Source organism: Pseudoalteromonas sp. T1lg65 (assembly GCF_051930985.1).
Taxonomy (GTDB): Bacteria; Pseudomonadota; Gammaproteobacteria; order Enterobacterales; family Alteromonadaceae; genus Pseudoalteromonas.
Genome location: NZ_CP196837.1, coordinates 1,870,390 through 1,892,621, shown reverse-complemented (window position 1 = coordinate 1,892,621; position 22,232 = coordinate 1,870,390). Strand labels below are relative to the sequence as shown.

The 22,232-nt window shown below is 41.7% G+C and carries 17 protein-coding genes; 8 read left to right on the top strand and 9 right to left on the bottom strand.

Annotated features, from left to right (window positions below; all coding sequences use genetic code 11):
- Positions 1-34: 34 nt before the first annotated feature.
- Entirely contained in the window at positions 35-1,234 is a 1,200-nt protein-coding gene (locus tag ACSLBF_RS08080) for a tyrosine-type recombinase/integrase (RefSeq protein WP_440056095.1), read from the bottom strand.
- Between the two features lie 122 nt (positions 1,235-1,356).
- Between ACSLBF_RS08080 and sbcB the strand changes: the two genes are divergently transcribed.
- A complete protein-coding gene (gene sbcB / locus ACSLBF_RS08075; protein WP_440056094.1) occupies positions 1,357-2,826 on the top strand; it encodes an exodeoxyribonuclease I in 1,470 nt (489 codons plus the stop codon).
- 113 nt (positions 2,827-2,939) lie between these two features.
- On the opposite strand, the gene ACSLBF_RS08070 is transcribed toward sbcB, so the two are convergent.
- Positions 2,940-5,429 (bottom strand): VolA/Pla-1 family phospholipase, encoded by a 2,490-nt coding sequence (locus ACSLBF_RS08070; RefSeq protein WP_440056093.1) that lies wholly within the window; start codon positions 5,427-5,429, stop codon positions 2,940-2,942.
- Positions 5,430-5,625: 196 nt separating this feature from the next.
- Here ACSLBF_RS08070 and ACSLBF_RS08065 point away from each other — a divergent pair, with 196 nt between their 5' ends.
- A complete protein-coding gene (locus tag ACSLBF_RS08065) occupies positions 5,626-6,369 on the top strand; it encodes a YciK family oxidoreductase (protein ID WP_440056092.1) in 744 nt (247 codons plus the stop codon).
- A gap of 63 nt (positions 6,370-6,432) precedes the next feature.
- On the opposite strand, the gene ACSLBF_RS08060 is transcribed toward ACSLBF_RS08065, so the two are convergent.
- Together ACSLBF_RS08060 and ACSLBF_RS08055 are read right to left on the bottom strand one after the other, a co-directional pair.
- Complete coding sequence (locus tag ACSLBF_RS08060) at positions 6,433-6,879, bottom strand: methyltransferase family protein (RefSeq protein ID WP_440056091.1); 447 nt, start codon at positions 6,877-6,879, stop codon at positions 6,433-6,435.
- Between the two features lie 60 nt (positions 6,880-6,939).
- On the bottom strand, positions 6,940-7,533 hold the full coding sequence (locus ACSLBF_RS08055; RefSeq protein WP_440056090.1) for a Crp/Fnr family transcriptional regulator: 594 nt from the start codon (positions 7,531-7,533) through the stop codon (positions 6,940-6,942).
- 243 nt (positions 7,534-7,776) lie between these two features.
- Here ACSLBF_RS08055 and ACSLBF_RS08050 point away from each other — a divergent pair, with 243 nt between their 5' ends.
- Positions 7,777-9,951 carry a S9 family peptidase gene (locus ACSLBF_RS08050; RefSeq protein WP_440056089.1) on the top strand — a complete coding sequence of 725 codons (2,175 nt, stop codon included), beginning with the start codon at positions 7,777-7,779 and terminating at the stop codon, positions 9,949-9,951.
- A 32-nt stretch (positions 9,952-9,983) separates the two neighbouring features.
- Here the strand turns inward: ACSLBF_RS08050 and ACSLBF_RS08045 are convergent, their stop codons facing one another.
- Entirely contained in the window at positions 9,984-10,925 is a 942-nt protein-coding gene (locus ACSLBF_RS08045; RefSeq protein WP_440056088.1) for a helix-turn-helix domain-containing protein, read from the bottom strand.
- 50 nt (positions 10,926-10,975) lie between these two features.
- Positions 10,976-11,884 carry a GGDEF domain-containing protein gene (locus ACSLBF_RS08040; RefSeq protein WP_440056087.1) on the bottom strand — a complete coding sequence of 303 codons (909 nt, stop codon included), beginning with the start codon at positions 11,882-11,884 and terminating at the stop codon, positions 10,976-10,978.
- A 359-nt stretch (positions 11,885-12,243) separates the two neighbouring features.
- Here ACSLBF_RS08040 and ACSLBF_RS08035 point away from each other — a divergent pair, with 359 nt between their 5' ends.
- A complete protein-coding gene (locus ACSLBF_RS08035) occupies positions 12,244-15,030 on the top strand; it encodes a TonB-dependent receptor (protein WP_440056086.1) in 2,787 nt (928 codons plus the stop codon).
- A gap of 46 nt (positions 15,031-15,076) precedes the next feature.
- Positions 15,077-16,336, top strand: a complete 1,260-nt coding sequence (locus tag ACSLBF_RS08030; protein WP_440056085.1) for a metallophosphoesterase — start codon at positions 15,077-15,079, stop codon at positions 16,334-16,336.
- A 333-nt stretch (positions 16,337-16,669) separates the two neighbouring features.
- Here the strand turns inward: ACSLBF_RS08030 and ACSLBF_RS08025 are convergent, their stop codons facing one another.
- Positions 16,670-16,987 carry a hypothetical protein gene (locus ACSLBF_RS08025; RefSeq protein ID WP_440056084.1) on the bottom strand — a complete coding sequence of 106 codons (318 nt, stop codon included), beginning with the start codon at positions 16,985-16,987 and terminating at the stop codon, positions 16,670-16,672.
- 437 nt (positions 16,988-17,424) lie between these two features.
- On the opposite strand from ACSLBF_RS08025, the gene ACSLBF_RS08020 reads away from it, so the two are divergent.
- The 3 genes from ACSLBF_RS08020 to ACSLBF_RS08010 all read left to right on the top strand — a co-directional run bounded on the left by ACSLBF_RS08020 (position 17,425) and on the right by ACSLBF_RS08010 (position 20,655).
- Positions 17,425-18,540 (top strand): HBL/NHE enterotoxin family protein, encoded by a 1,116-nt coding sequence (locus ACSLBF_RS08020; RefSeq protein ID WP_440056083.1) that lies wholly within the window; start codon positions 17,425-17,427, stop codon positions 18,538-18,540.
- Between the two features lie 3 nt (positions 18,541-18,543).
- Positions 18,544-19,497 (top strand): hypothetical protein, encoded by a 954-nt coding sequence (locus ACSLBF_RS08015; protein WP_440056082.1) that lies wholly within the window; start codon positions 18,544-18,546, stop codon positions 19,495-19,497.
- 87 nt (positions 19,498-19,584) lie between these two features.
- Positions 19,585-20,655, top strand: a complete 1,071-nt coding sequence (locus tag ACSLBF_RS08010) for a hypothetical protein (RefSeq protein ID WP_440056081.1) — start codon at positions 19,585-19,587, stop codon at positions 20,653-20,655.
- A gap of 194 nt (positions 20,656-20,849) precedes the next feature.
- Here the strand turns inward: ACSLBF_RS08010 and ACSLBF_RS08005 are convergent, their stop codons facing one another.
- A complete protein-coding gene (locus ACSLBF_RS08005) occupies positions 20,850-21,668 on the bottom strand; it encodes an RNA polymerase sigma factor (protein WP_440056080.1) in 819 nt (272 codons plus the stop codon).
- Positions 21,669-21,717: 49 nt separating this feature from the next.
- A complete protein-coding gene (locus tag ACSLBF_RS08000; RefSeq protein ID WP_440056079.1) occupies positions 21,718-22,110 on the bottom strand; it encodes a YybH family protein in 393 nt (130 codons plus the stop codon).
- Between the last annotated feature and the right edge of the window lie 122 nt (positions 22,111-22,232).

Sequence of the window (22,232 nt, the reverse complement as noted above, 5' to 3'; positions counted from 1 at the left end):
CTGCTATAACTAGTTTACGTTTTCTTATGGTACTTCAAAGCTCACCAATGGCGTTTATTATGTGCTTCCAGTAAACTTCATAACCTTTACGTTGATCACTAATGTAGTCATGTTTGTTATACACGGCCATCACTCCGCGCATAGCATGGCCTAGCATTTTCTCTGTTACATGTGGTAAAACACCTAATTCACTTAATAGTGTGCTTAATGATCTTCGCGCGTCATGAGGTACAAACTTCTGGACTTGAGACTTTTTATACAGGTGACTCCACATTCTTTCGCAGAACTGATTTATTGAATGTGTTGTTATGGGCTTTTTAGGATTCGCCCCGGGGAAAACTACCCCATTGCGGCCATAAACCAGACCCTGATTTTTCAGTATCTCTATCATCTTATCCGTCAATGGTCTTCGAATAGTCTTATTGGATTTAGAGTTTTCTGATGGCACAGTCCAAATTTTATCCTCAAAGTCAATATGCTCCCATCGCATCAATCTTACTTCTGATTGTCTCGCTCCAGTTATAAAAATGAACTGTAAGCATGCTTTGGTTGTAGGCGTTGATTTTGACTGTTCTATTTGCCGCCAAAGCAATGCAATCTCTTTAAAAGTTAGCCATCGTTGGCCTTGCGTCGTTGGTATACCAACATGCTTCGTTTGAAGATTGAGTAATGGATTATTTCCGCTTATTAATCCCCTCATCGAAGCCCACCGAAAAATGGTCTTTAACCTTACCAGTATTACGGGTGACGTTTTAGCAGATCCTTTATCTTTGACAAAATCAAAAAATTTATGCCAATCCACCGGAGTCATATCGTCGGCGGGTTTTTCTTGTAAGTATGGCACTATCCATTTGCTTAATTGGTTTTCGTAGAGTATCCGAGTTTTTTGTTTGTACTTTGACTGTTCACTTTCATACCATGCATCTGCTAATTGCGCTGGAGTAGGCTTTCCAGAAGAGCATTGCTTGTATTCTTTAAACTTTTTACGAGGGTCATCCCCTGCTGTGATCCAACTTTTGAAATATGGAACAAGCTCTTGGGCAGACTTTATTGTCACTTCTGGGTAGTATCCCAATGTAATTAACTGCTGCTTGCCAATGTAGCGGCAACGATATTGCCAAACTACTGTTCCATTATTATTGCGCCTTACCCTCAGTCCATCTCTATGCGATAATGTCAAAGGTTCGTTTTTCTTGTTCACTAGATTTCGTAGCTTAGCATCCGTTAGTGCCATAAATATATCCATACACACATAGGCAAGAATTGATATACACAGTTATATACACTCTTGTGGATAATTACAAGAAACATTAAAAAACCAGTGAATACACGTCTTAACATTAAGTATATGATTTTATGAATATTGATAGTTTGTCAGAAACAAAAAGAAATGCTGAGAACACACCGTCTATCTACTGGCACGATTATGAAAGCTGGGGCGCGAATCCACAAAAGGACAGACCTAGCCAGTTTGCGGGGATCCGTACTGATCTAGACCTGAATATTATTGGTGAGCCGCTAATTGAATATTGCCAACCCGCGCCAGACTATTTACCGCATCCACAAGCGTGTTTGGTCACAGGAATTACCCCACAACATGCATTAAAGCATGGCTTAAACGAAGCTGAGTTTATGGCCAAGATCCATCAGCAGTTTTCTCAACCGAATACCTGTGTCGCCGGATACAACAGCATTCGCTTTGACGATGAGCTGTCACGCTATAGTTTATATCGTAATTTTTATGACCCTTACGAGCGAGAATGGCAAAACGGCAACAGTCGTTGGGACATTATTGACTTGGTGCGAGCATGTTATGCATTGCGCCCAGAAGGCATTAATTGGCCGACAAAAGAAGATGGTACGCCTAGTTTTAGATTAGAGCATTTAACTAAAGCCAATAATATCGACCATGGCGCGGCGCACGATGCATTAAGTGATGTCACGGCAACCATCGCGCTGGCTAAATTAATCAAAACTAAACAGCCAAAACTCTACGATTTTTACTTTACTCATAGAAATAAAAAGGCAGTGGCAAGCTTAATTGATGTGTTTAATATGCAGCCTTTGGCCCATGTTTCTTCACGTTTTCCTGCAACCCAAGGGTGTATTACTTGGGTCGCCCCCATGAGCTTTCATCCAACCAACAGCAATGCCGTGATCTGCTTTGATCTCAGCCAGTCGCCACAGGTATTATTAGATTTAGATTCAGAACAACTTCGTGAGAGGCTGTATACTAGAAGAGCAGATCTTGCTGAAGATGAACTTCCCGTTGGACTTAAACTAGTTCATACCAACAAGTGCCCGTTTATTGCACCTGCTAAAACACTTTTGCCAGAAAACGCACACCGCTTAGGGATTGACAGAGAACAATGTTTAGAACACTTAAAAGTACTAAAACAACACCCTGAACTACGCGAAAAAGTAGCAGAAGTATTTGCCGATAACGCTGGATTTGATACTCCTTCCAATCCTGACTACCAACTCTATGACGGGTTTATAAGTAAATCCGACAAAGCGAAATTTGCCATAGTTCGAAACACCCCACCAGAACAGTTATCAACCTTGCATTTAGATTTTGAGGCCAGTAAATTTTCTACCATGTTATTTCGTTACCGCGCACGAAATTGGCCACAAACATTAACCCAACAAGAACTTGAGCAATGGCGTAAATATTGCCAAAACAAGCTAATGCATAACGAAGATAGTCCTGCAATTAGTGCTCAAGACTTTATGCTCGAACTAGAAAACCTTGCCACTGAACACGAGGGAAATGAGCGTAACTTGGGGATTTTAAGAGCTTTGTATCATTACGCACAGAGTTTATAAGCGAGGTGAGCAGTTCAAGCTTAAATCAAGTGTAAGTGAACAACTCTAACGTGACTTTAAGAAACAAAAAACCGGTAGACACAGCCTACCGGTTTTTTAATGTTCTACCTAACTTACTCTTCAATGACAGCTGTATTTGTCACTTGTAATGCTAAACCTTTCGATTTTAAGAAACTTGCAATTTGAGTTTGCATTTCAACCGAAGCAGCAGCATGACCTTGTGCTGTTCCGCCAGCCTGTGCTGAGAAGCTTGTCGTCAACACCGAGCTGTGATGCCCTTGACTGAACTTAACAACGTAACTTGAAGGCGTACCGTCCGTGCTCATCTGCGATTCACTCACCGCTGTTAAGCCCATGTAGTTTGCCAGAGGTAGACTACCTGATAACACGCTACGTTCTGTTGAAGGAGGTATCACTAGATCTGCCTTGTTACCATCAACACCGCCAGTCACTACACTCATGTAAACAGGTGTCTGTAGTGCTTTGACCATCGACGCATAGTTTAATGGATCTGCACTATCTAACGCGGTTTGAGCAGCAAAAGCAAATTGATTAACAACACCATTGATTGCTGCAATTGATTGTTGGTCATCAGCCATTTCCAGCGCCGTTCTGAATGACGTATATGCACATGGAACATAGGCTGCCATCGCAGCTGCATTGGTTGGATCTACAACACCACAATCGCCCACTGCGCCGCCTGACGTGATGTATTCGGTAAGCGCTTTCTTGATTAACGTGCCAGAGGCACCAGCAACAACAGAGCCTTGCACAACTGGACCAAACGATTGCGATTCGATAAGGAAGTTGGCGATGCCAGATCCACCACTTGCTAACGCAGCTGATTTCACATTAAACATAGCACCAAGTGTTGCATCTTGTGTTGCATTCCCTGTTTGGAATGGCGCGTTAGCATGGGCGATAAAACTAGGACCAACGATTGAGCCTAATGAGTGGCCTAAAAAGCTAACATCTTGCGTGTTAAACATGACTTGGCCACCAGAAGCTTGGTTTACAAAGTTCAAACCAACACGTAAACCAAGTAAATCAGCAGTCGACTGACGTAAGTTGTCACGAGCCACCAGTAACGACGTTAAATTCATGTACGAAAGAACACTTTTGGTTGAAGCATTAAAGTCTTCAATACCATCTCCGTTACCATCAATACCACGCTCGCCATGCATCGGATGGTCGATAGCAACAGTAGCAAATCCAGCTTGAGTCAACGCTAAAGTCAGTCCTAGCATGTCTTCTTTTTTGCTGGTAATACCGTGTTGCATAATAACTACTGGCCAACCAGTTTCAGGTCGTGCAGCTTCATTAGCTGGCATGGTAATTTGTACTGGTACATTTGCGTGCCATTGTGTTTTCGGGATTGGGTTGTACTTTGTTAAGAAACGTTTGTCATCCAAGCCAAGATCTCTAAGCTTGCCCTGCGACAACCCCATACACAACGCATCAGCCTGTGATACTGGAGCTTCAGGAAGCCCACCAGCCGCAGCAGCATAACCTGCTAAGGTAACGCCATTGTCACATAGACCCTGCCAATACGTGTCAACTAATGAATCAGCAGTACCTGAATCCGGCTTTGCCAAATACTGTGGCAAAGTCACCTGACCACGTAAATAGCGGATTGATTGAAACGCAGGAATCAGCGCATCAGGTATCTGACCAGCTAACACATCTGCCACTGTCATACCTGGGACTGGTTGAGCTGGCACTGCCAAAACAGGTAATGGATAAGCCTGAGCTAAATCTTGATTGGCAAGTGACGCAATTAATAATTGACGAGCCGCCGCTAGTGCATGACCTCTGGATTGCGTTGTCATTGCAGCAGAATAGATGATTTCATCTTTAGTTACAGTACCAAACTCAATGAGCTTTTCTTCATAACTTTTGATCACTGCTTGCAATGTTTTTTGAGTATCGGTCACTAAATCTTCACTGGCACGGAGTAAACCGTAAGTGGATGAAGAGTTAATACCCCGACCTTGTGAATCCTTGATACCTTTAGTCAACACCGTAATATAGGTTGTTTCAGGCTTAAGAGGTTTTAAAGGTACGACGACAATACTGGTTCCGGCGGCGTTTGTTGTTGACACAAAGTCTGAGCCAAATTGTAGTTCAGCAACCGTTTTACAAGCTTGTCCACTTGCTACAACTTTACATTCATCGATGTCTTGTAGTGGACTACCCATCTCAACTTCGAAAATACGCACAGAACCTGGCATAGACACACTTGATTTATCGAGGCTTAACCCGGTTGGAATGGATAAATCAACAGTGTAAGGCATTTGCGTTGACCAACCGTCTAACGCTCCGAGAGCTACAGAAGGGTCGGCATATCCAGCCCGGCTTACGATTGGATTTCCGTCAGCATCTGTAATGCCAAGCTTTTCACCTGGCAAATTTAAAGTACCGTCTGTAGTGCCCGAAAACAACAAATCATTCGGGACGGGCACCACCCCATTTGAAGGATCAAATTTAACAGCGATAGAAGGGATAACTGGCGTCGATTCTTTTTTTACGTCTTCTAACGTTTCGCCGCCTCCGCAGCCAGCAAGAACCGCTGAAACTGCGAGTGAGAGTAACATTTTTTTCATTCGATAGGCTCCGACATAATCTTATTATTATTGTGATAATTCTCGTTAAATCTGTGTAATAGCATTTTTAATAAGACATTAGACCAGTTAAACTTAACCCAATCCAATTCTTTTCGCCAGCCATATTTACAATAAATTCGATAACTTGGCTGATCAGTGTGGTAAAATATCGAAAACTTTTCAAATGGAGTACAGAATGCAGACTTATCAAGCTCCGGACAACGCCCTGGCTGAAAAAGTAATTCTTATTACAGGTGCAGGTGATGGTATCGGTCGTGTTGCAGCAATCAATTATGCCAAGCATGGTGCAACCGTTATTTTACTCGGTAAAACCACGAGTAAGTTAGAAGCTGTGTACGATGAAATCGTAAATGCAGGTTACCCGCAACCTGCTATCGTGCCAATGGATTTACGCGGTGCTACTAAGCAACACTACCGCGATTTGGCTGCTACCATTGAGCAGCAATTTGGTAAACTAGATGGCCTTTTAAACAATGCATCAATTCTTGGGTCATTGGGTCCACTTGAACATTTCTGTGTTTCCACGTTTGAGAACATCATGAAAGTGAATGTGACTGCACAGGCGATGATCACTAAATACTTGTTCCCTATCCTACGCAAGGCACCACACGCTTCAGTCGTGTTTACTTCTTCCGGTGTTGGTAGACAAGGCCGTGAATTTTGGGGGGCTTACGCCATTTCTAAATTTGCTACGGAAGGGATGATGCAAACTTGGGCAGCAGAAGTCGGCAAAACCAATATTCGCATTAATTGTATTAACCCTGGTGCTACACGCACGAGCATGCGTGCATCAGCCTACCCTGGTGAAGATAAAGATAAATTAAAAACTCCAGAAGAGCTTATGCCGACCTACTTGTATCTTATGACTGATGATTCCATTGGCGTTAATGGACAATCATTAGATGCACAGAGCAAATGACAACTTTGAAATGTAATTAACTCAAGCCGCCGCTTACTGCTGCGGCTTTTTTATGTGTGCGAGCTAAATCCAACGCCTTACTTTCTTACAATAACAGCTATAGTCAGGCCCAAACTTATTCGTCATCATCTGCTCCTCATAGGCGATGTACCACCTATCAACGATTAGCGCGAATAAAGCCGTCAATAACAATGAAGATATCGCGGCGCCGGTCAACACAGCGACTCCTAATAGTGCAACAACAAATCCCAAATACATCGGGTTACGAGTAAATTTAAATACACCTTCTGTCACCAATACATCTGGTTCATCAAATGTCATGATATTGGTTTTCAGTCTTTTAAATAAACGTTTGCCTGATATGGATAACGACAAACCAATTATGATCAAAATAATACCAAACAGACTATATGGCAGCGTCAGCGTATGTAGACTGCCCGTAGCCCAACAAACAACGGTAATCAGTATTGCAAACCACATGAATAGCAATGGGGGTAATAATTTCTGCATTATATTTATCTCCTTTAAATAAGCTTGATTATACCCAATGGCTACCACCCCTTCCTTAACCTATGTTAAGTCCATCTGTTTTCTTATTCGTGACAGAGTCACGTCTGTCACTCCCAAGTATGAGGCGATATGCCTAAGCGGCACTAACTCACTTCCTTCTCCAAAGTCATTAAGAAACACTTGATAACGAGCCTTTGCATCAAGTAACAATAAGTCCGCTTCACGCTTTTCTTTTTTTAGCACCAGTTTTTCATATAGCCTACGAACAAGAATGTTCCATTTGGTATATTGTGTGGTTAATAAAATTAGGTCTTCATATGCGATTGCAGCAGTTGTGCATGTGGTAATGGCTTGAGTATAAAAGGGACTTGGTGCACCGCCGACTATGGAGCTAACGCTAGTAAACGCGCCGCCTAATTTTACTAAAGATTTATTTCGCTCTATTCCTTCGTGGTCAACATAAAAATACCGACCAATACCATGGATAACAAAATAGACTTTCTTAACCAACTCGCCTTCACAAAAAATAAATTGCTTGGGTTCAAAAGTCTCAAAGGTAAATAAACGTTGAGCGTCTTCTAACTCGGTGTCACTAAACTCTGTATATAGACGGAATACCTTAGATAATTGGTTTGTATTAATTCTGTGCTCCATATTTGCTCTATTTCCTTATGTGGTTGAACAGCTGACCCATTTTATGAACATTGCCAGTTTTTGCCTAACAACATCATAAATATTTAGCTGTTTATTATCTATTTTTGGCTAAAGATGAATGACCATAAATCAATCTGATAGATAAATTCGTCGCGAAAAATACGTAATTGGTCTTATGTAGATTCGTTTACAGCAACCAATCATGTATTACCTACAGGTACAACTATACATAGGAAGTAATTTATGAGAAATCTATCAATAACAATTGTCGCAGCCGCAGTAGCTGCACTCGTTGGATGTCAGCAAACCGCATCTTCTAGCAGTGCTGTAAATAAACGAGACGTGCTTATCGCCGATGAAACTATATCAGCCCCAATCGCAAAAAAAGTCCCTCATATCACCAAAATCCATGGCTATGAATTGGTCGATAATTATCATTGGTTGCGTGATGATACTCGTAGTGATGAGAAAATTCTCTCTCATTTAGAGCAAGAAAATGCTTACACAACAGCAAAACTAAAAGCCACAGAGTCGCTACAACAACAACTTTTCGAAGAAATCAAAGGCCGTATTGTCAAAGATGATGCCAGTGTCCCCGTAAAAAAGGGAAACTATTATTACTTTTATAAAACACAGGGTGAGCAAGAATATCCCGTTTATTATCGTAGTAAAGATGCAAATGGAGAAAACGCAGAAGTCTTGTATGACGAAAATGAACTGTCCAAAGGCCATGGATATTACGCTATCGATTCTTACGCCGTATCCCCCAATGATCAATTGCTAGCTTATGCACAAGACCCGACGGGACGACGTATTTACACCGTACGCATTAAAGATCTCAATAATGGGCAATACTTTGAGGATTCACTTGAAGGAGTATCAGCGAACATTGTTTGGGCTAATGATAACCAGACACTTTACTACATTAAAAAAGACCCTGTCTCGCTACTCGGCTACCAAGTATATCGCCACAAAATAGGTACAGCACAGTCCGAAGACCAACTTGTATATGAAGAAACTGACAATACGTTTTATACTGGCTTGGGTAAAAGCAAAGACGGTAGTTTAATTTATATCCACCATTCAAGTTATGTATCCAGAGGAGTTTCAGTTCTCGATGCCAATGATACCAGTGCAACCCCTGAGCGCTTGTTGCCAAGAACACAAGGCCTAGAATACAGTGTCGAGAAACTAGAGGACTGGTTTTATATCTGGACCAACAAAGACGCGGTCAACTTTAAGTTAATGCGCGCAAAGGTCAACGATATCGCTGACGTAAACAAATGGCAGACCGTTGTGCCACATAACCCGGATGTCAAACTTGATGACTTTGAGTTATTCGCTGAGCACTTGGTGTATGAAACCAGAGAACAAGGCTTACCTCATCTAACGGTACTTAACTTATCCACTAATAAGAGTAAGCGTATTGCTTTCAATGACCCTACATACACGCTAGGTATGAGAGGTAACTATGATATTACCGCTGGCAAGTTAAGGTTGGTGTACTCAAGCATGACCACACCTAGCTCTGTATATGATGTTGACTTAAAAAGCTTAGAAAAGACTCTACTCAAGCAAAGTAAAGTCCTTGGCGATTTTACACCTGACAACTACAAGTCGGAACGGCTATTTATTACCGCAAGAGACGGGGCAAAAATTCCGGTTTCATTAGTGTACCGCAAGGATAAATTCAAACAAGATGGGACAAACCCACTACTACAATACGGTTATGGATCGTACGGAATAAATGTATCTCCCAAATTCTCCATCAGTAACCTAAGCCTATTAGACAGAGGGTTTGTATACGCGATTGCCCACATCCGAGGATCTGAAACATTAGGTCGACCTTGGTATGATGACGGAAAAATGCTCAACAAAAAGAATACCTTTAATGACTTTATTGACGTCACCAAAGCGCTCGCTGATAAAAAGTATGGCGATCCATCTCGTATTTATGCACGAGGCGGTAGCGCAGGTGGATTATTAATGGGAGCAGTAATCAACCAAGCACCAGAGCTATACGATGGCGTGCATGCTGCGGTTCCATTTGTTGATGTGATCAATACCATGCTAGATGAAAGTCTACCACTCACCACCAATGAGTATGATGAATGGGGTAATCCTAACGATAAAACCTATTTTGACTATATGTATTCATACTCACCTTATGATCAGGTAAAAGCCCAAGCCTATCCAAACCTACTTGTAACGACCGGACTGCACGATTCGCAAGTGCAATATTTTGAACCAGCAAAATGGGTAGCTAAACTCAGAGACCACAAAACCGATGACAATTTGCTGTTGTTTAAAACCAATATGGAAGCCGGACATGGCGGCTCTGCCGGCAGATTCCAAAGCATCCACGAAACGGCGCTAAGTTATAGTTTCTTTATTGGTCTGGCTAACAACCAGTTATAAGAGTACCAAATAAGGCTTAACATCAAACGGTGTTAAGCCTTTCTAAAATGCGAAGGCACTCCCCCCGTCCAACGCTTAAAAGCACGTCTAAAGTTGGTAATATCATCAAATTGTAATGCTCTAGCTGCCTGTTCATTGGATAAGCCTTGCTCAGCAACATGAAACATCGCTTGCTGACGAAGAAGCTTGTCTTTTTCCTGAACAAACGTGGTACCGTGCTGTTTTAATTTTCTTTTGAACGTAGCAGGGCTCATTGCTAAAGATTCAGCAATATTTTCAATGTTGCTCTTAGGTTGCTTTAAGAGCAAGCGATGAACCGTTGCCAAAAAACCAGTGTGGTCTGGAGTGAGCACTCTTAACTGCTTGTTTATAAGATAAGGAAAGGCCCCCTGCTGCGTCTGGTTCAGCTCGTTATAATCTAGCGCAATGGTAAAATCACTATGGTCAAAACTAAAAGACTGCTGAATGTGACTTAAGTATTCAATCTGGTATTCAGGCTGAGGATATGGAAATTGAAATCGGATTGCGGCGGTCTGACAGCGCCATTTCACATAGCCGCTGATTAAGGCCGCTAGCATTTCGAAGTTAAACCGCTGAACGTCTTCGCTGGGCACTTCAATCGCACTAGAGAAAACCAGATGAATACTTTGCTTATCTTTTAAAGTGCGAAAGTGCATTAGGGGAAATAAGGCCTTACCTTTTAACACCAGTACTTTTAGTAGCTGGCGTAGCGATCCACAGTTAAATAGTAGTTCACCATAGGATGCAACCAACGTGTTCAGCAAGTATTGACCAAATACAAAACCGACTTCTTTACAGCTCGGTTGTATGATCAAGTTTGCGACTATTTGGTGGTATTGCTGTGTGCTAATACTCGCCCCGACTTTGGCTAAGTCAGAGTAAAATAACTTACTCCCTCGCAAGATCACATCGGGGTGAACGCCTCGCTGTTGTGCTAATTCAACAAGTGGCAAAGCAAAATATCTGCTTTGCAAACACTTATGGGTTAAATCAATATAAAGCATTACGCGACATTTGATTTAGTATGGTTTAACCGCTGCATTAAACTCGACACCAATACATTGAATGGCTGCGCTTGTTCGTCGCACTGTATGCTAGCCCAGTTCACCGAGCTAAAATCTGAAGTGTTATGACCTTCATCATACTGAGCATGATTAGCAATTAACGACGCCGCTCTTGCTGCTATTTCTGCTGCTTGCACATAGTTTGTTAATGGATGAAGAACCACAAATTTATCAGCAGCAAAGCGGCAAATAATATCCGTGTCTCGAATACTGACCGCCAACATATCAGCAATTGCTTTTAATAGCTGCTCACTTTTTAACTGGCCATTTTTTCGTGCAAAAGCAGCAAAGCCACAAACATCAAACAGCGTTAAACAAAACGTTTGCTTGCTAACACTCACTCTTTGCTGTTCGCTAACGACTTGCTTTTCCATATACTCAACACTGTATAAACCGGTAATGAAATCCGTCATGCTGTGATCACGATAAAAGCGCTCTTTTTTTAGCAAGGTTTGATTGAGCACGCGTTGTTCTTGATACCAATAGTAAGCAGATATACTCATCATGATCATACCCAAACAGGCAGGAAACGCTTCGATACTGGTTAAATAACTTGGGGTAAATACAAACATTTCATCAAGAAAATCCCAAAGCATTGATAAATACATTGCGCTAAGACCAATAAAAAGCAAATTCGTTACTCTTCCCCGAGGTCTAGTCAATAAAATGGTTGCAGTCCAAAGCAATACCATCAGCGTGATACCACCTTCTCCCGCACTATCCAGCCAGTCTATTTCAACCAAAGGTTTTAATTGGGCGTAAAAAAGGGTCACCGTGAGCGCAATTAAGCTTAATATGACCAAGGTTAACCATTTATTGAAATGTAAAAGAAAAGGTTGAAGTTTCATTTCGCGAGCTCGTTAGATAAGGCATTACCGACATTTTAAAAACGCTGCAATTTCAGCGTGAGGTCAATTTAGCTCATCAGTGTTAGTGTTTTTATGACAAATCCCCAAAAACCTTCCTTAACATGTAAAAGAAACCGTTATTTTTGGCCTTTGAGAATACAGAAAAGGTCAACAGACTCAAAAGGCTTAAACAAAACTTGGGGGTCATATCAGCTCAATACTGTTCGAATATCCTGCAAAAACAGCTCTGAACTCTAACTCTAGAAACACCTGAAATAAAATCGTCACCTTTTCACACTAGTTTAGCGGCGTCTTTCAGCAACAAGCTGGAATTTACTCAACCTGTGCGAGCAACAACAATGAAAAATTTACTACCGTCACTTTTTAAACTCTCTCCAGTCGCGTTGGTCTGCGCTGGGCTCACAGTAGCATCCCATGTTCAAGCCAATACACTAACTGGACAAGTGAGTGCTGAGTCCCAAAAAACGCACTTTCAAGGCGCTAAAATTGTCATTAAAGAATTAAATAGAACCTTGGTGTCTGAGCGAGATGGCCGTTTTAAAATCAGTAAAATTCCTGCGGGTAATTACACCATGGAAGTCAGCTACCTTGGCGCCGAAACTATTACTCAGTCAATTACCATCACTGACAACCACACTACAGATGTAAAGATTGAACTAGCCGCAAAAGCTGGGCTAATGGATGATATTATTGTTGTGGGTCAGCGCGCTGGCCAAGCCGGTGCACTCAATCGCCAAAAGAATGCCTTGTCGATTAAGTCTGTCGTTAGTGCAGATTCAATCGGCCAATTACCAGACCAAAATGCCGCAGAAGCCCTTCAACGCCTTCCTGGTGTCTCTATTTTACGTGACCAAGGTGAAGGCCGGTTTGTCGGTATTCGTGGTATCGACCCTAATTTAAATAACGTCACAATTAATGGCACTAGTGTGCCTTCTCCTGAAGCTGGCGTTCGATCCGTTGCCATGGATGTCATCCCAAGTGAGTTAGTACAGAGCTTAGAAGTCAGCAAAACAGTAACTCCAGATATGGACGCATCAGCTGTTGGCGGTAGTATCGAAGTACAAAGTTTAAGTGCCTTTGATCGCGACGGACAAAGCTATAGCGTAACTTTACAAGCCTCTCACAACGAGCAAGTCAGTGAAACCAGTCCGAAAATATCGGCAAGCTTCACTGACACTTTTGAACTACGCAAAGACACTGAATTTGGCATCGCTACCGCGGTATCGTGGTTTGAACGAAAGTTTGGCTCTCACAACATGGAAACCGATGGTGGCTGGATGGAGCTTGAGCTGGATGATGTCAATACCGGTGAAGAAGTTAGTTTCTTTGGAGCCGAAGAAATAGAACAGCGTCATTATCTAATTACTCGTGAACGCTTAGGCGCAGCATTAAATTTTGATATCCATCATAAAGGCTTTAAAAAATATTACTTGCGTACTCTTTACAGCGAGTTTTCTGATGATGAATACCGTCAGCGCAACGAATATAAATTCGACAAAGGTGATGTGTTTGGTGCAGAAACGTCAGCCACTAAAGCATATTTTTCCGGTGCTGATGTCGATCGAGACACTAAAGACAGATATGAAGAGCAAAGCATTTTATCTGCGGTACTAGGTGGTGAAAACTATATCCAAGATTGGTTTATCGAGTATAACGTCAGTTATTCAAAGTCAGATGAAAAAGAACCAAATAGACTGGATGCAGACTTCGCGGGAGAAGGCTTTGCAATGGGCTATATTGCTGGAGAAACGCCAACACTTGGCGCTGACGACCGAGTTAATGACTTAAGTCAATTTGAGCTGGACGAGATCGTTTGGGAAAACAACCTTAGCGAAGATGAAACCACCTCATTCAAGCTAGACTTAACCAAAGACTTCACGATGTCAGGCTACAACGCCCAATTTAAGTTCGGCGGTAAATATAGCGATCGAGAAAAAATAAACCGAATTGACGCTACCTTGTATGATGGTGGATTTAATGACACAGTCGCACAAAACTTCGCAACTCACTCTCCAGACTATGAAATTGGTCATTTTGGACCAGGTTTAGACCGCAATGCGATCCGTAAGTTTTTTGCCTCACAACAAGCCAATTTTGAAGTTAATCAGCTCGAAACGGATATCGAATCAAAAGGGCGTTCTTACGATAGCGAGGAACAAGTCTCCGCACTTTACGGTATGTTAACGGTTGATATAGAAAACCTAAACGTCATTGCTGGATTCCGATACGAAGATACGGATTACAGCACCTCAGGGCATCGGGTTGAACTAATAAAAGATGATGTAAACGACGTTGAGCGTGTTGATATTAGTGCGTGGCAAGTTGAAGATAGCTACGATCATCTACTTCCAAACTTGACACTTCGCTATGCGCACAATGACTCACTGATTACGCGTTTCGCATTTACTCAAACCATCGCCAGACCCAGCTTCGGTGACGCTGCGGCTTATCAAGTGATTGAAACTGAAACTTCTGAAGATGACGGTGTGATTGAAGTTGAACGTAAAGCAGAAGTCGGTAACCCAGCATTATCACCTTACGAGTCGACAAATTATGACTTCTCAATTGAATATTACCAAGGTGCAATTGGGGTGCTCTCCGCTGGCTTATTCCATAAGTCCATTGACAACTTTATTGCCGAAGCCGAAGTGCAAGACAATGGCGAGTGGGATGGCTACAAAGAAGTGAAGCAAAGCGTAAATGGCGGTGAAGCAGAACTTACGGGCGTAGAATTAGCTTATAGTAAAAACTTTAAATCAGGCTTGATGCTCTCTGCAAATGCGACATTTATAGATGCAGATGACAACTTGCCTAATCAGTCTGACAACATTGGCAACCTAATGGTTGGTTATGAAGATGATACGATAAGTGCTCGTTTAAGTGCATCATACAAAAGCAAGAGCTTTATACAGACTGAAAATGATCAACGTGTTTATCAAGACGACCATCTGCAGTTAGATTTTAGCGCCAAGTACTATCTAAATGAACAGACTCAAGTATTCTTTAACGCGGTAAACCTCACCGATGAGCTTCTTTACATCTATCAAGGCAACAAGCGTTACAACTATCAGTATGAAACCTACGGACGTTCGTTCGAACTTGGCTTCACCATTACGTCATTTTAATAAAGAGTTACGGAGGGCGCCGAGGTAACAAGGCGCCACATTTAATATGAAGAAGATTTTATCCACCCTCCTTCTCACTACCAGCTGTGCAAGTTTTGCAACCGAAAGCATTAATTTTTTGGCATTTGGCGATGGCGGGTATCACCCTGATTATCCAAAAGCTAAACACCTAGAAAAGCCCAAGAACAAGGCTGAGTTCATTGCCGCTGAAAAAGCCGACTGGTTAGAGGAGCACCGTCCACTTGCTGATTTTGGTCATGCTCCCATTTATATTTATCCAAATACGGATATCGCGACCGAAGACACGGGCGCGTCAGCAGTAGGCCAAGCCATGGCTACGCTATGTAAAACCAAGCCTTGTGACTTTGGTATTCAACTAGGTGATAATATCTATCCCGATGGTGCAGCTGCAAATGATGGTAAAGACGATCAGCAACGCATGAATGACTTGATCCTCTCTCCCCTAAAACCCCTGTTTAAACAAAATCCTGAATTAATTGTTTACTCTGCGCTGGGTAATCACGACTGGAAGACCTCTCGCCGAGGTGTGAAACTACAAACTGAGTGGATGCAAACTCAACCGAATTTTTACATGGACAGTCAAGGGTATTACAATTACACCCTTGGTGAAAAAGGCAATGACGTCGAGTTTTTCGTCCTAGACACCAATATGCTGCTTTCTGGTCAACACTACTACGAGATCCCTTTAAAATCAGATGGTAGTGAACAAGGTCTCGCTAGTGCTCTAGCCAGTGGTCAAGCCGAAGTCGAAGACATTGAGAAACACGAACAGCCCGTTAATGGCGAAGATCATCGCCAACTTGCTTGGCTGGCTGACGGACTAAAAAACTCCACAGCAAAATGGAAAATTGTCTATGGCCATCATGTACTTTGGTCAATTGGCGGCACCAAATACGATGAAGCGCATGTATTGCGCAGACTTATTCTTCCAGAGCTTTGCGAATATGCTGATGCCTACATTGCAGGTCATGAGCATGATCTTGAGTTGTTAACAGATGACTGCTCCCGAGTTCTGCCGGGTAACAACAAGCCAAAGCTGCCGTTGATTATCAGCGGTGCTGCATCAAAAATGCGCGGTATTCACCAACCACTGGCCGATTATCAAGAAAAGCGCTATCCAGAATATGATTTGGTTTGGAACAAGGCCTTTACTTGGGGTTTCGCGCACATCCAATTAGACAATTCTAAAGACGAATTAGCCGTGTCTTTTTACACCACCCCAACGGACAAAAGTGGCAAGCTCGTATCCGAATCGCAATTTCGATTTAAGCACCGTAGTAAATAATCGAGCAAAATAGTTAACCTATTAAAAACACCAAGATTATTTGATAATTTAATCTCAAGTCGGAGGTGTTTTTTGTAGAATCTTTATCCCAATCCCGTAAACGCAACACGTTATACGGGATTTTTACAACCTAATATCTGAACAGCCTGTCGTAACAAGGTTTGTTTGATAAGGTCCATAGGTGGAAAATAGGTCTGACACAGACTGGATCAAAAAATCCAAGAATTTAGAAAAAGGTTGGCGAGCATCAGCTTGTTTATGCGAGTACTAAATGATGAAGATTTAGTACTCAAAGCAAAACTGAATACATCGTGATGAGTTTATCATGTTTAACTAGCGAATTAACTCACACTTTCCATCAGTACCGTGTTTATCTAACCTCAATTGGCATTGTCTAAGGGCTGCCTCTTTCGCTTTATGTGTTGAGCTATAGCCTTCAGAGTACCCAAAAAACTCCCAGCCATCAGAGGTTTGTGCAAGTGCAAAAGCCTTATTAGATTTCTTAGTCTCAAATTCTTTTAACGCTTTAATTGTGGCATCATAATAAGTGTTTTGATTACATAAATTTGAATCAGGCTCTTTTTCACAAAAGTTTGGCGTAGATTGGCATCCAGCCAACAGTATTGTTAATAACATTCCTAAATATTTCATCTCTATCCTTAAAAATACACATAGTCACTTTCACACTTTGCTACTTACACATTTTTGTAAGCTGGCGATAAGATGGAACAAGTCTATCAATTAACTAGAAAATGGTAATTTGCAAAGATAAACATACCAAACTTTTCATTGAGTTATATACAGTAAATGTGTCCTTTGCAGTCACATATTGCAAAAAACAGTGAGGTGCATAACTTGACGATTTCGGCCAAACTGATTCAGCCATATATACGCTGAGTGTCACGTTAATTTGTTCTCACCACTGAAGTCATGCCATCAACCAAAACAAAAAAAACACCTTTTAAAAACATCATTTTTACAAGATAATACTTTCAACCTAGGAAGGCTGTTTGTATAGGTGTTTTTGATACCAAATATCTCAAAAAGTGAATTATCACTTTGCGGATCACATAAATAATGGAATGACAATGAGAGTACCCTCTATAGCACCACCACATGCTCAAGCTACAAAACAAAATCTAGCCAACAACTTAAGTGCGCTACTTCATATTCGCGCTTATGCACTTTCTGTTCAGCAGATAGAACTGTTTCCTATTAGCAACCCACCTCCACATTGGTTTAACCCGTTAAATCAACATATTTCTACCGCTAAAGGCCATGCTGATAATTGGAGCAACACAATTGAGCCGGGTATTGTATCTAGAATCCCTAATGCGATTAATGATTTCGCTCGTCGCGTTGACATGATTGTGCACAATATAAAACAGATACTTTTAGATGATCATAACCATGTTAGGATTCCTAGCTCTGATGACGTTGTAACGATAAAGCGAGATCTTGAGTGGCTCACCCATCACGCTACGAGAGATTATCTACAGATCAAAACTCTGCATACTGGCTTTCAGGGTTTCAGTAGTTCATCTCATCAGGATTACTCTGCACTGACTGAAAGTGTAGATGGCATTCAATCTGCAATCGGTGCAGATCAACGTGCAATCGCACATGTTAAAACGGAAATAGCGAACGCAAAAGCAGAAATAAATGCAGATAATTTACGCATTGACGCTTCAGCAATAGCCGGTGGTGCGGGCCTAATTTTAGGTGCTAGCCTATTAGGTTTGGGTGCGGCGGCAGGACCTGCGGCACCGTTTTTATTACTAGCAGGTGGGTTTTGTATGCTGGGGGCTGCTGCCGAATCAGCTGGTCTTATTTCACATTACGAAAGCTGTATCCGCAATTTAAAGAATAACATCAACTCACTAACTTCTGAAATGTCGCATGAAGAACAACAAGTAGTATCGTTAACGCTGTTAAAGCACCATATTGACAGTGTTGTGGATAAAAATAGAGCGATGGGTGATTCACTATCAGAAATTTCTGATTGGTTCGAAATTACCTTGGGTAAGTGCTCAAATGCACTTCAGTCAATTACTGACGCGGTAGATGATGTCAGTCAAGTAGACTGGGATGACTTTGTGGAAGACTTAGAGATGGCCAAAAGCAGTTGGCTAGACCTCAAGAGATTTGTTGACAACATGCAGATTCAAGCGACTGGTAGCCACGCACATACTCATAGGGCGTAAGTGATGACTATAAATTTATTTGCGCCACCTGAAAACCAGTCGATGCAGCAGAGTATTCAGGCACTGCCTGATAACTTAACTGTATTAGACTCTTTTGCGAATCATATAAACAGTTTGGATATTTCCAGCATAGACATTCGCGAGCTGGGCCTTGGAAGCACACCCTCTTGGTACACAACTCTGTCGTCTGATTTGTATTCACTAAAGCGAAACATGAGTGAATGGGCAAACGTAGTTCGCCCCGGTTTTATAAAACAACGGTGGGAAATCATTATCTACAGTGGCTTTTTTGAATTGAGCAGCCTCGCCGTAGAAGCCGCTGCATTACATAACCCGCCAAGTAGACTAGGTGTTTACTTTGGTAGTTTTGGAATGGAAGTCGTCGTGGCCAGAGTTAATACCAACGTACAGCATCTACTGGGGCAGTTTAGAACAGTTCACCGAGCTTCTGAGCAGGCAATCGATTCATTTGGTTCAGTCATTGATGGAATGCAAAGTACCGAGCACGATGTAGAGTCTCATATCCAGTCACTTAACAATGAGATTGGTCACTTAGAATCGCAACTAAGAGAGCTCCGTAATCAGCTTGGTCTCGGTTCACAAGGTGGTTACACCCCCGCTATTGTGCGCGAAATACATCATGTTGAACAACTCATTGCGAGTAACAGAAACCGAATGTCCAACATTCAGTACGAACTTAGTAAAGTGAGACATCTACGTCAACAATTGCTGTTAGTGCGCAGTTTAGATGATGCTCAGTTACAAAACAGCATAGACCAGCTTGCTGATTTTTGGGGTACCGTCTATAACGCAATTCAACAGGAGGTAAGCGACATACATGATTTAGTGAGTGATGGCGATGAGCAAGATTGGGATAATCTACGCAACGACATTTGTCTAGACCTTAAGATCGCGAGACAGCAATGGTGGTCTTTGGTACGCCTCATAGAGAGCTAACTTATAACCGTATCTCTCACTAATACCATAAAGCCAGCTTTTGAAGTTTGAAGATAGCTGGCTTTTTTAACAACAAGGACACTACGAATGCTCTCGCCAAACCCCACTTCAGTTAAAATGCTTTTAACTAACTTTTTTGTAGGCCATCATAAACTTAATTGTGCAGCTCTTGCGCTAAGATATGTTCACCTTTACAACCCGGCAACCGAGAAGCCCAGCTGGTACAATCAAATCAATCAACAAATTCACCATATACAACCAATTGCTGGAAATTGGCTGCTAAACGATGGACCTTCTATTCTTGCAGGCCTTACCCAACAATTTATACATGTAAAAGAGCTGTTCAGAGTATTTGTTGACTCAACGAATACTTCAAATATCCAAAATTGCCAGCTGCATCTCCATTGGCTCCGCCACCATGTGGGTAATATGAGTGAACAGGCATCTCACTTTCAAAACCAGCTACAGCCTTTTGTTACGCAATTTTCAGCGCAAAAATCTTCGCTTGAACACGCCATCGCAGAAGCCAACCTAGCAATACAAGGAGATAGAAATAAAGTAAACGAATTAAAAAATAGAATATCTCAGCTATATCAAAAAATAAGTTCACAGACCGCGCACGCCGAAGATGAGATGATGCAAGTTACTTCATCCGGCGCGGCTGCTTCGTTCGCATTATTAACCTATGGTTTTGAAGTTGCACTTGCAGTTGGTGCACAAAGCTTTCCAATCGTTGGACTTGGAGTCGCATTGGGAGGACTAACCTACAATGCCATTATGAATGCCATACATCAGAATGAAGTAATAGAAGAATTACACGAAATTGGGCGCCTCAAGCAGCAACTGTTGTCTGAAGAACAAGAAATTGCAGCTTTGCAGATTATTTCCGAAGCCCTAACGCAAACAGAACGAGCTATAGAACACATTCAAAATTGCATAAGCTTTGCTCCAACATGGCAGACCTTTGAACAACAACTTAATCAGTTGCATACTCAACTTGCTCAACCTGGTGTTAATCCACAAAACATCGAAGCGATTAGAACGTTACCTCAGGCTTTATTGGCTTGGGATAGAATTGCCACTATGAGCACGAATGTACAACTGGCTTCAAGCGGTTTTTCTTCGAGCTGGCATGTTAACCTCAACCATTTGCAATAATGCAAATGGTTCCAACATGTCATATTCGAAAAAGCAGTTGAGATATGGGATCTCAAGTTTCTTTTGACACCTACTTCTGACTTTCGATTCGCACAGTCCTTCAATCTAGCTATTCGGTAACGGCTCTTAACATTAACCATAAATCTGGGAGGGTTTACCTCACAGCTCTATTAATCTATTAACCACAACAAAAATCACTGAAATTGTCCCTGAACCAACTCGCCGAAATATTCACCCAGTTCTACAGGACATTCGTAGAGACCAACAGATTTTTGTGAAGCTATCGCTCTGAGTTCAATTTGGGTTTCTACCAGTGCTGTTTTTACCTCATCATAGGAATAGCGCGGTTTAGCCGAAAAATAAGTATTTGTTGGTATGACTCTTTGATTTTTAATAGCAGTGTCTAATTTAGTCTCGCAGCGGCATGTTGCGCATGAACTCACCAAGCCACAACTTTTGTTAGTAAACTCGTAGACCTCAGCTCTAGCTCTAGATAATCTTTTTCGGAAGTTATTCTTTGAAATAGATAGAATTTCACAAGCATCATTGTGATCCAACTCGAAAATTTCACCCAAGATATAAGCCACACGATGTGCCGAATTTAAACACAACAACATAGCCATAGTACAAGAAATGCGCAGCTCATTTAGTAACACGCTGTAATGCGGATCATCCTGCCACTCGTTAGAAGTATGCAAATCAGTCTCTAAGTCCTGTTTAAACTCTTCAAATGTTATTTCTGGATCTTTACGAAGGCTTCTTTGTACGTTTAGTAAGTGGTTTACTGCAATACGATAGGCCCACGTATGAAATTTACTTTCAAACTTAAACGAACCTAAATTAGTGATAACCTTTACCATAATTTCTTGAGTCGCATCCATGGCGTCTTCCGGATTTACGAGCATTCGAAGCGCTAATCCATAAATTTTATTTTGACTTGCTTCTACTATTTTTTGTAAGGCTAATTTATCGCCTTCTGTTGCGGCTAGAACCAATGATTCCAACTTCTCCATTACTCACTCCTTTTAGCTCGCGCTACTTAGCGCGAGCTAATTACCACGATTAGTTTTCTAATAAGATTTGCGCATGTGGGTTATCCAAAACGAGTAACCATTTCCCATCCGATTGCTTTCTTAGCACCGCTACAGACAAACCTGACTCAGCTATTTCATCACCATCCGGTGTTCTTGCATTCATGGTCCATGGTGCAATATGTAAAGCGATATCACCGCAAACGAGTACTTCATGACCTTTGGGGTATTCAAACTTAGGATTAAGTTGAAATGCGCCAGAAAACATTTCTGTTAGCTCTGCTTTACCAGAAACATTTACACCAGGTTCAAATAATACTGTCGCTTGTTCTTCATAGCTGTGAAGTACTGCTTGCATGTCTTTATTATTGAACGCTTTTGTCATTGATTTTACGGCGTCTAATACGTTGTTGCTACTGCTCATTCTATTATCCTTATCATTTACTGATACATTGATATCTCTTTAATTAAATCAGTTGTCGTTTCATTGGTTTTTCCACCAACGGTTATTTAGACAAATCAACAATAGCTGGTGTGACAAAAAAA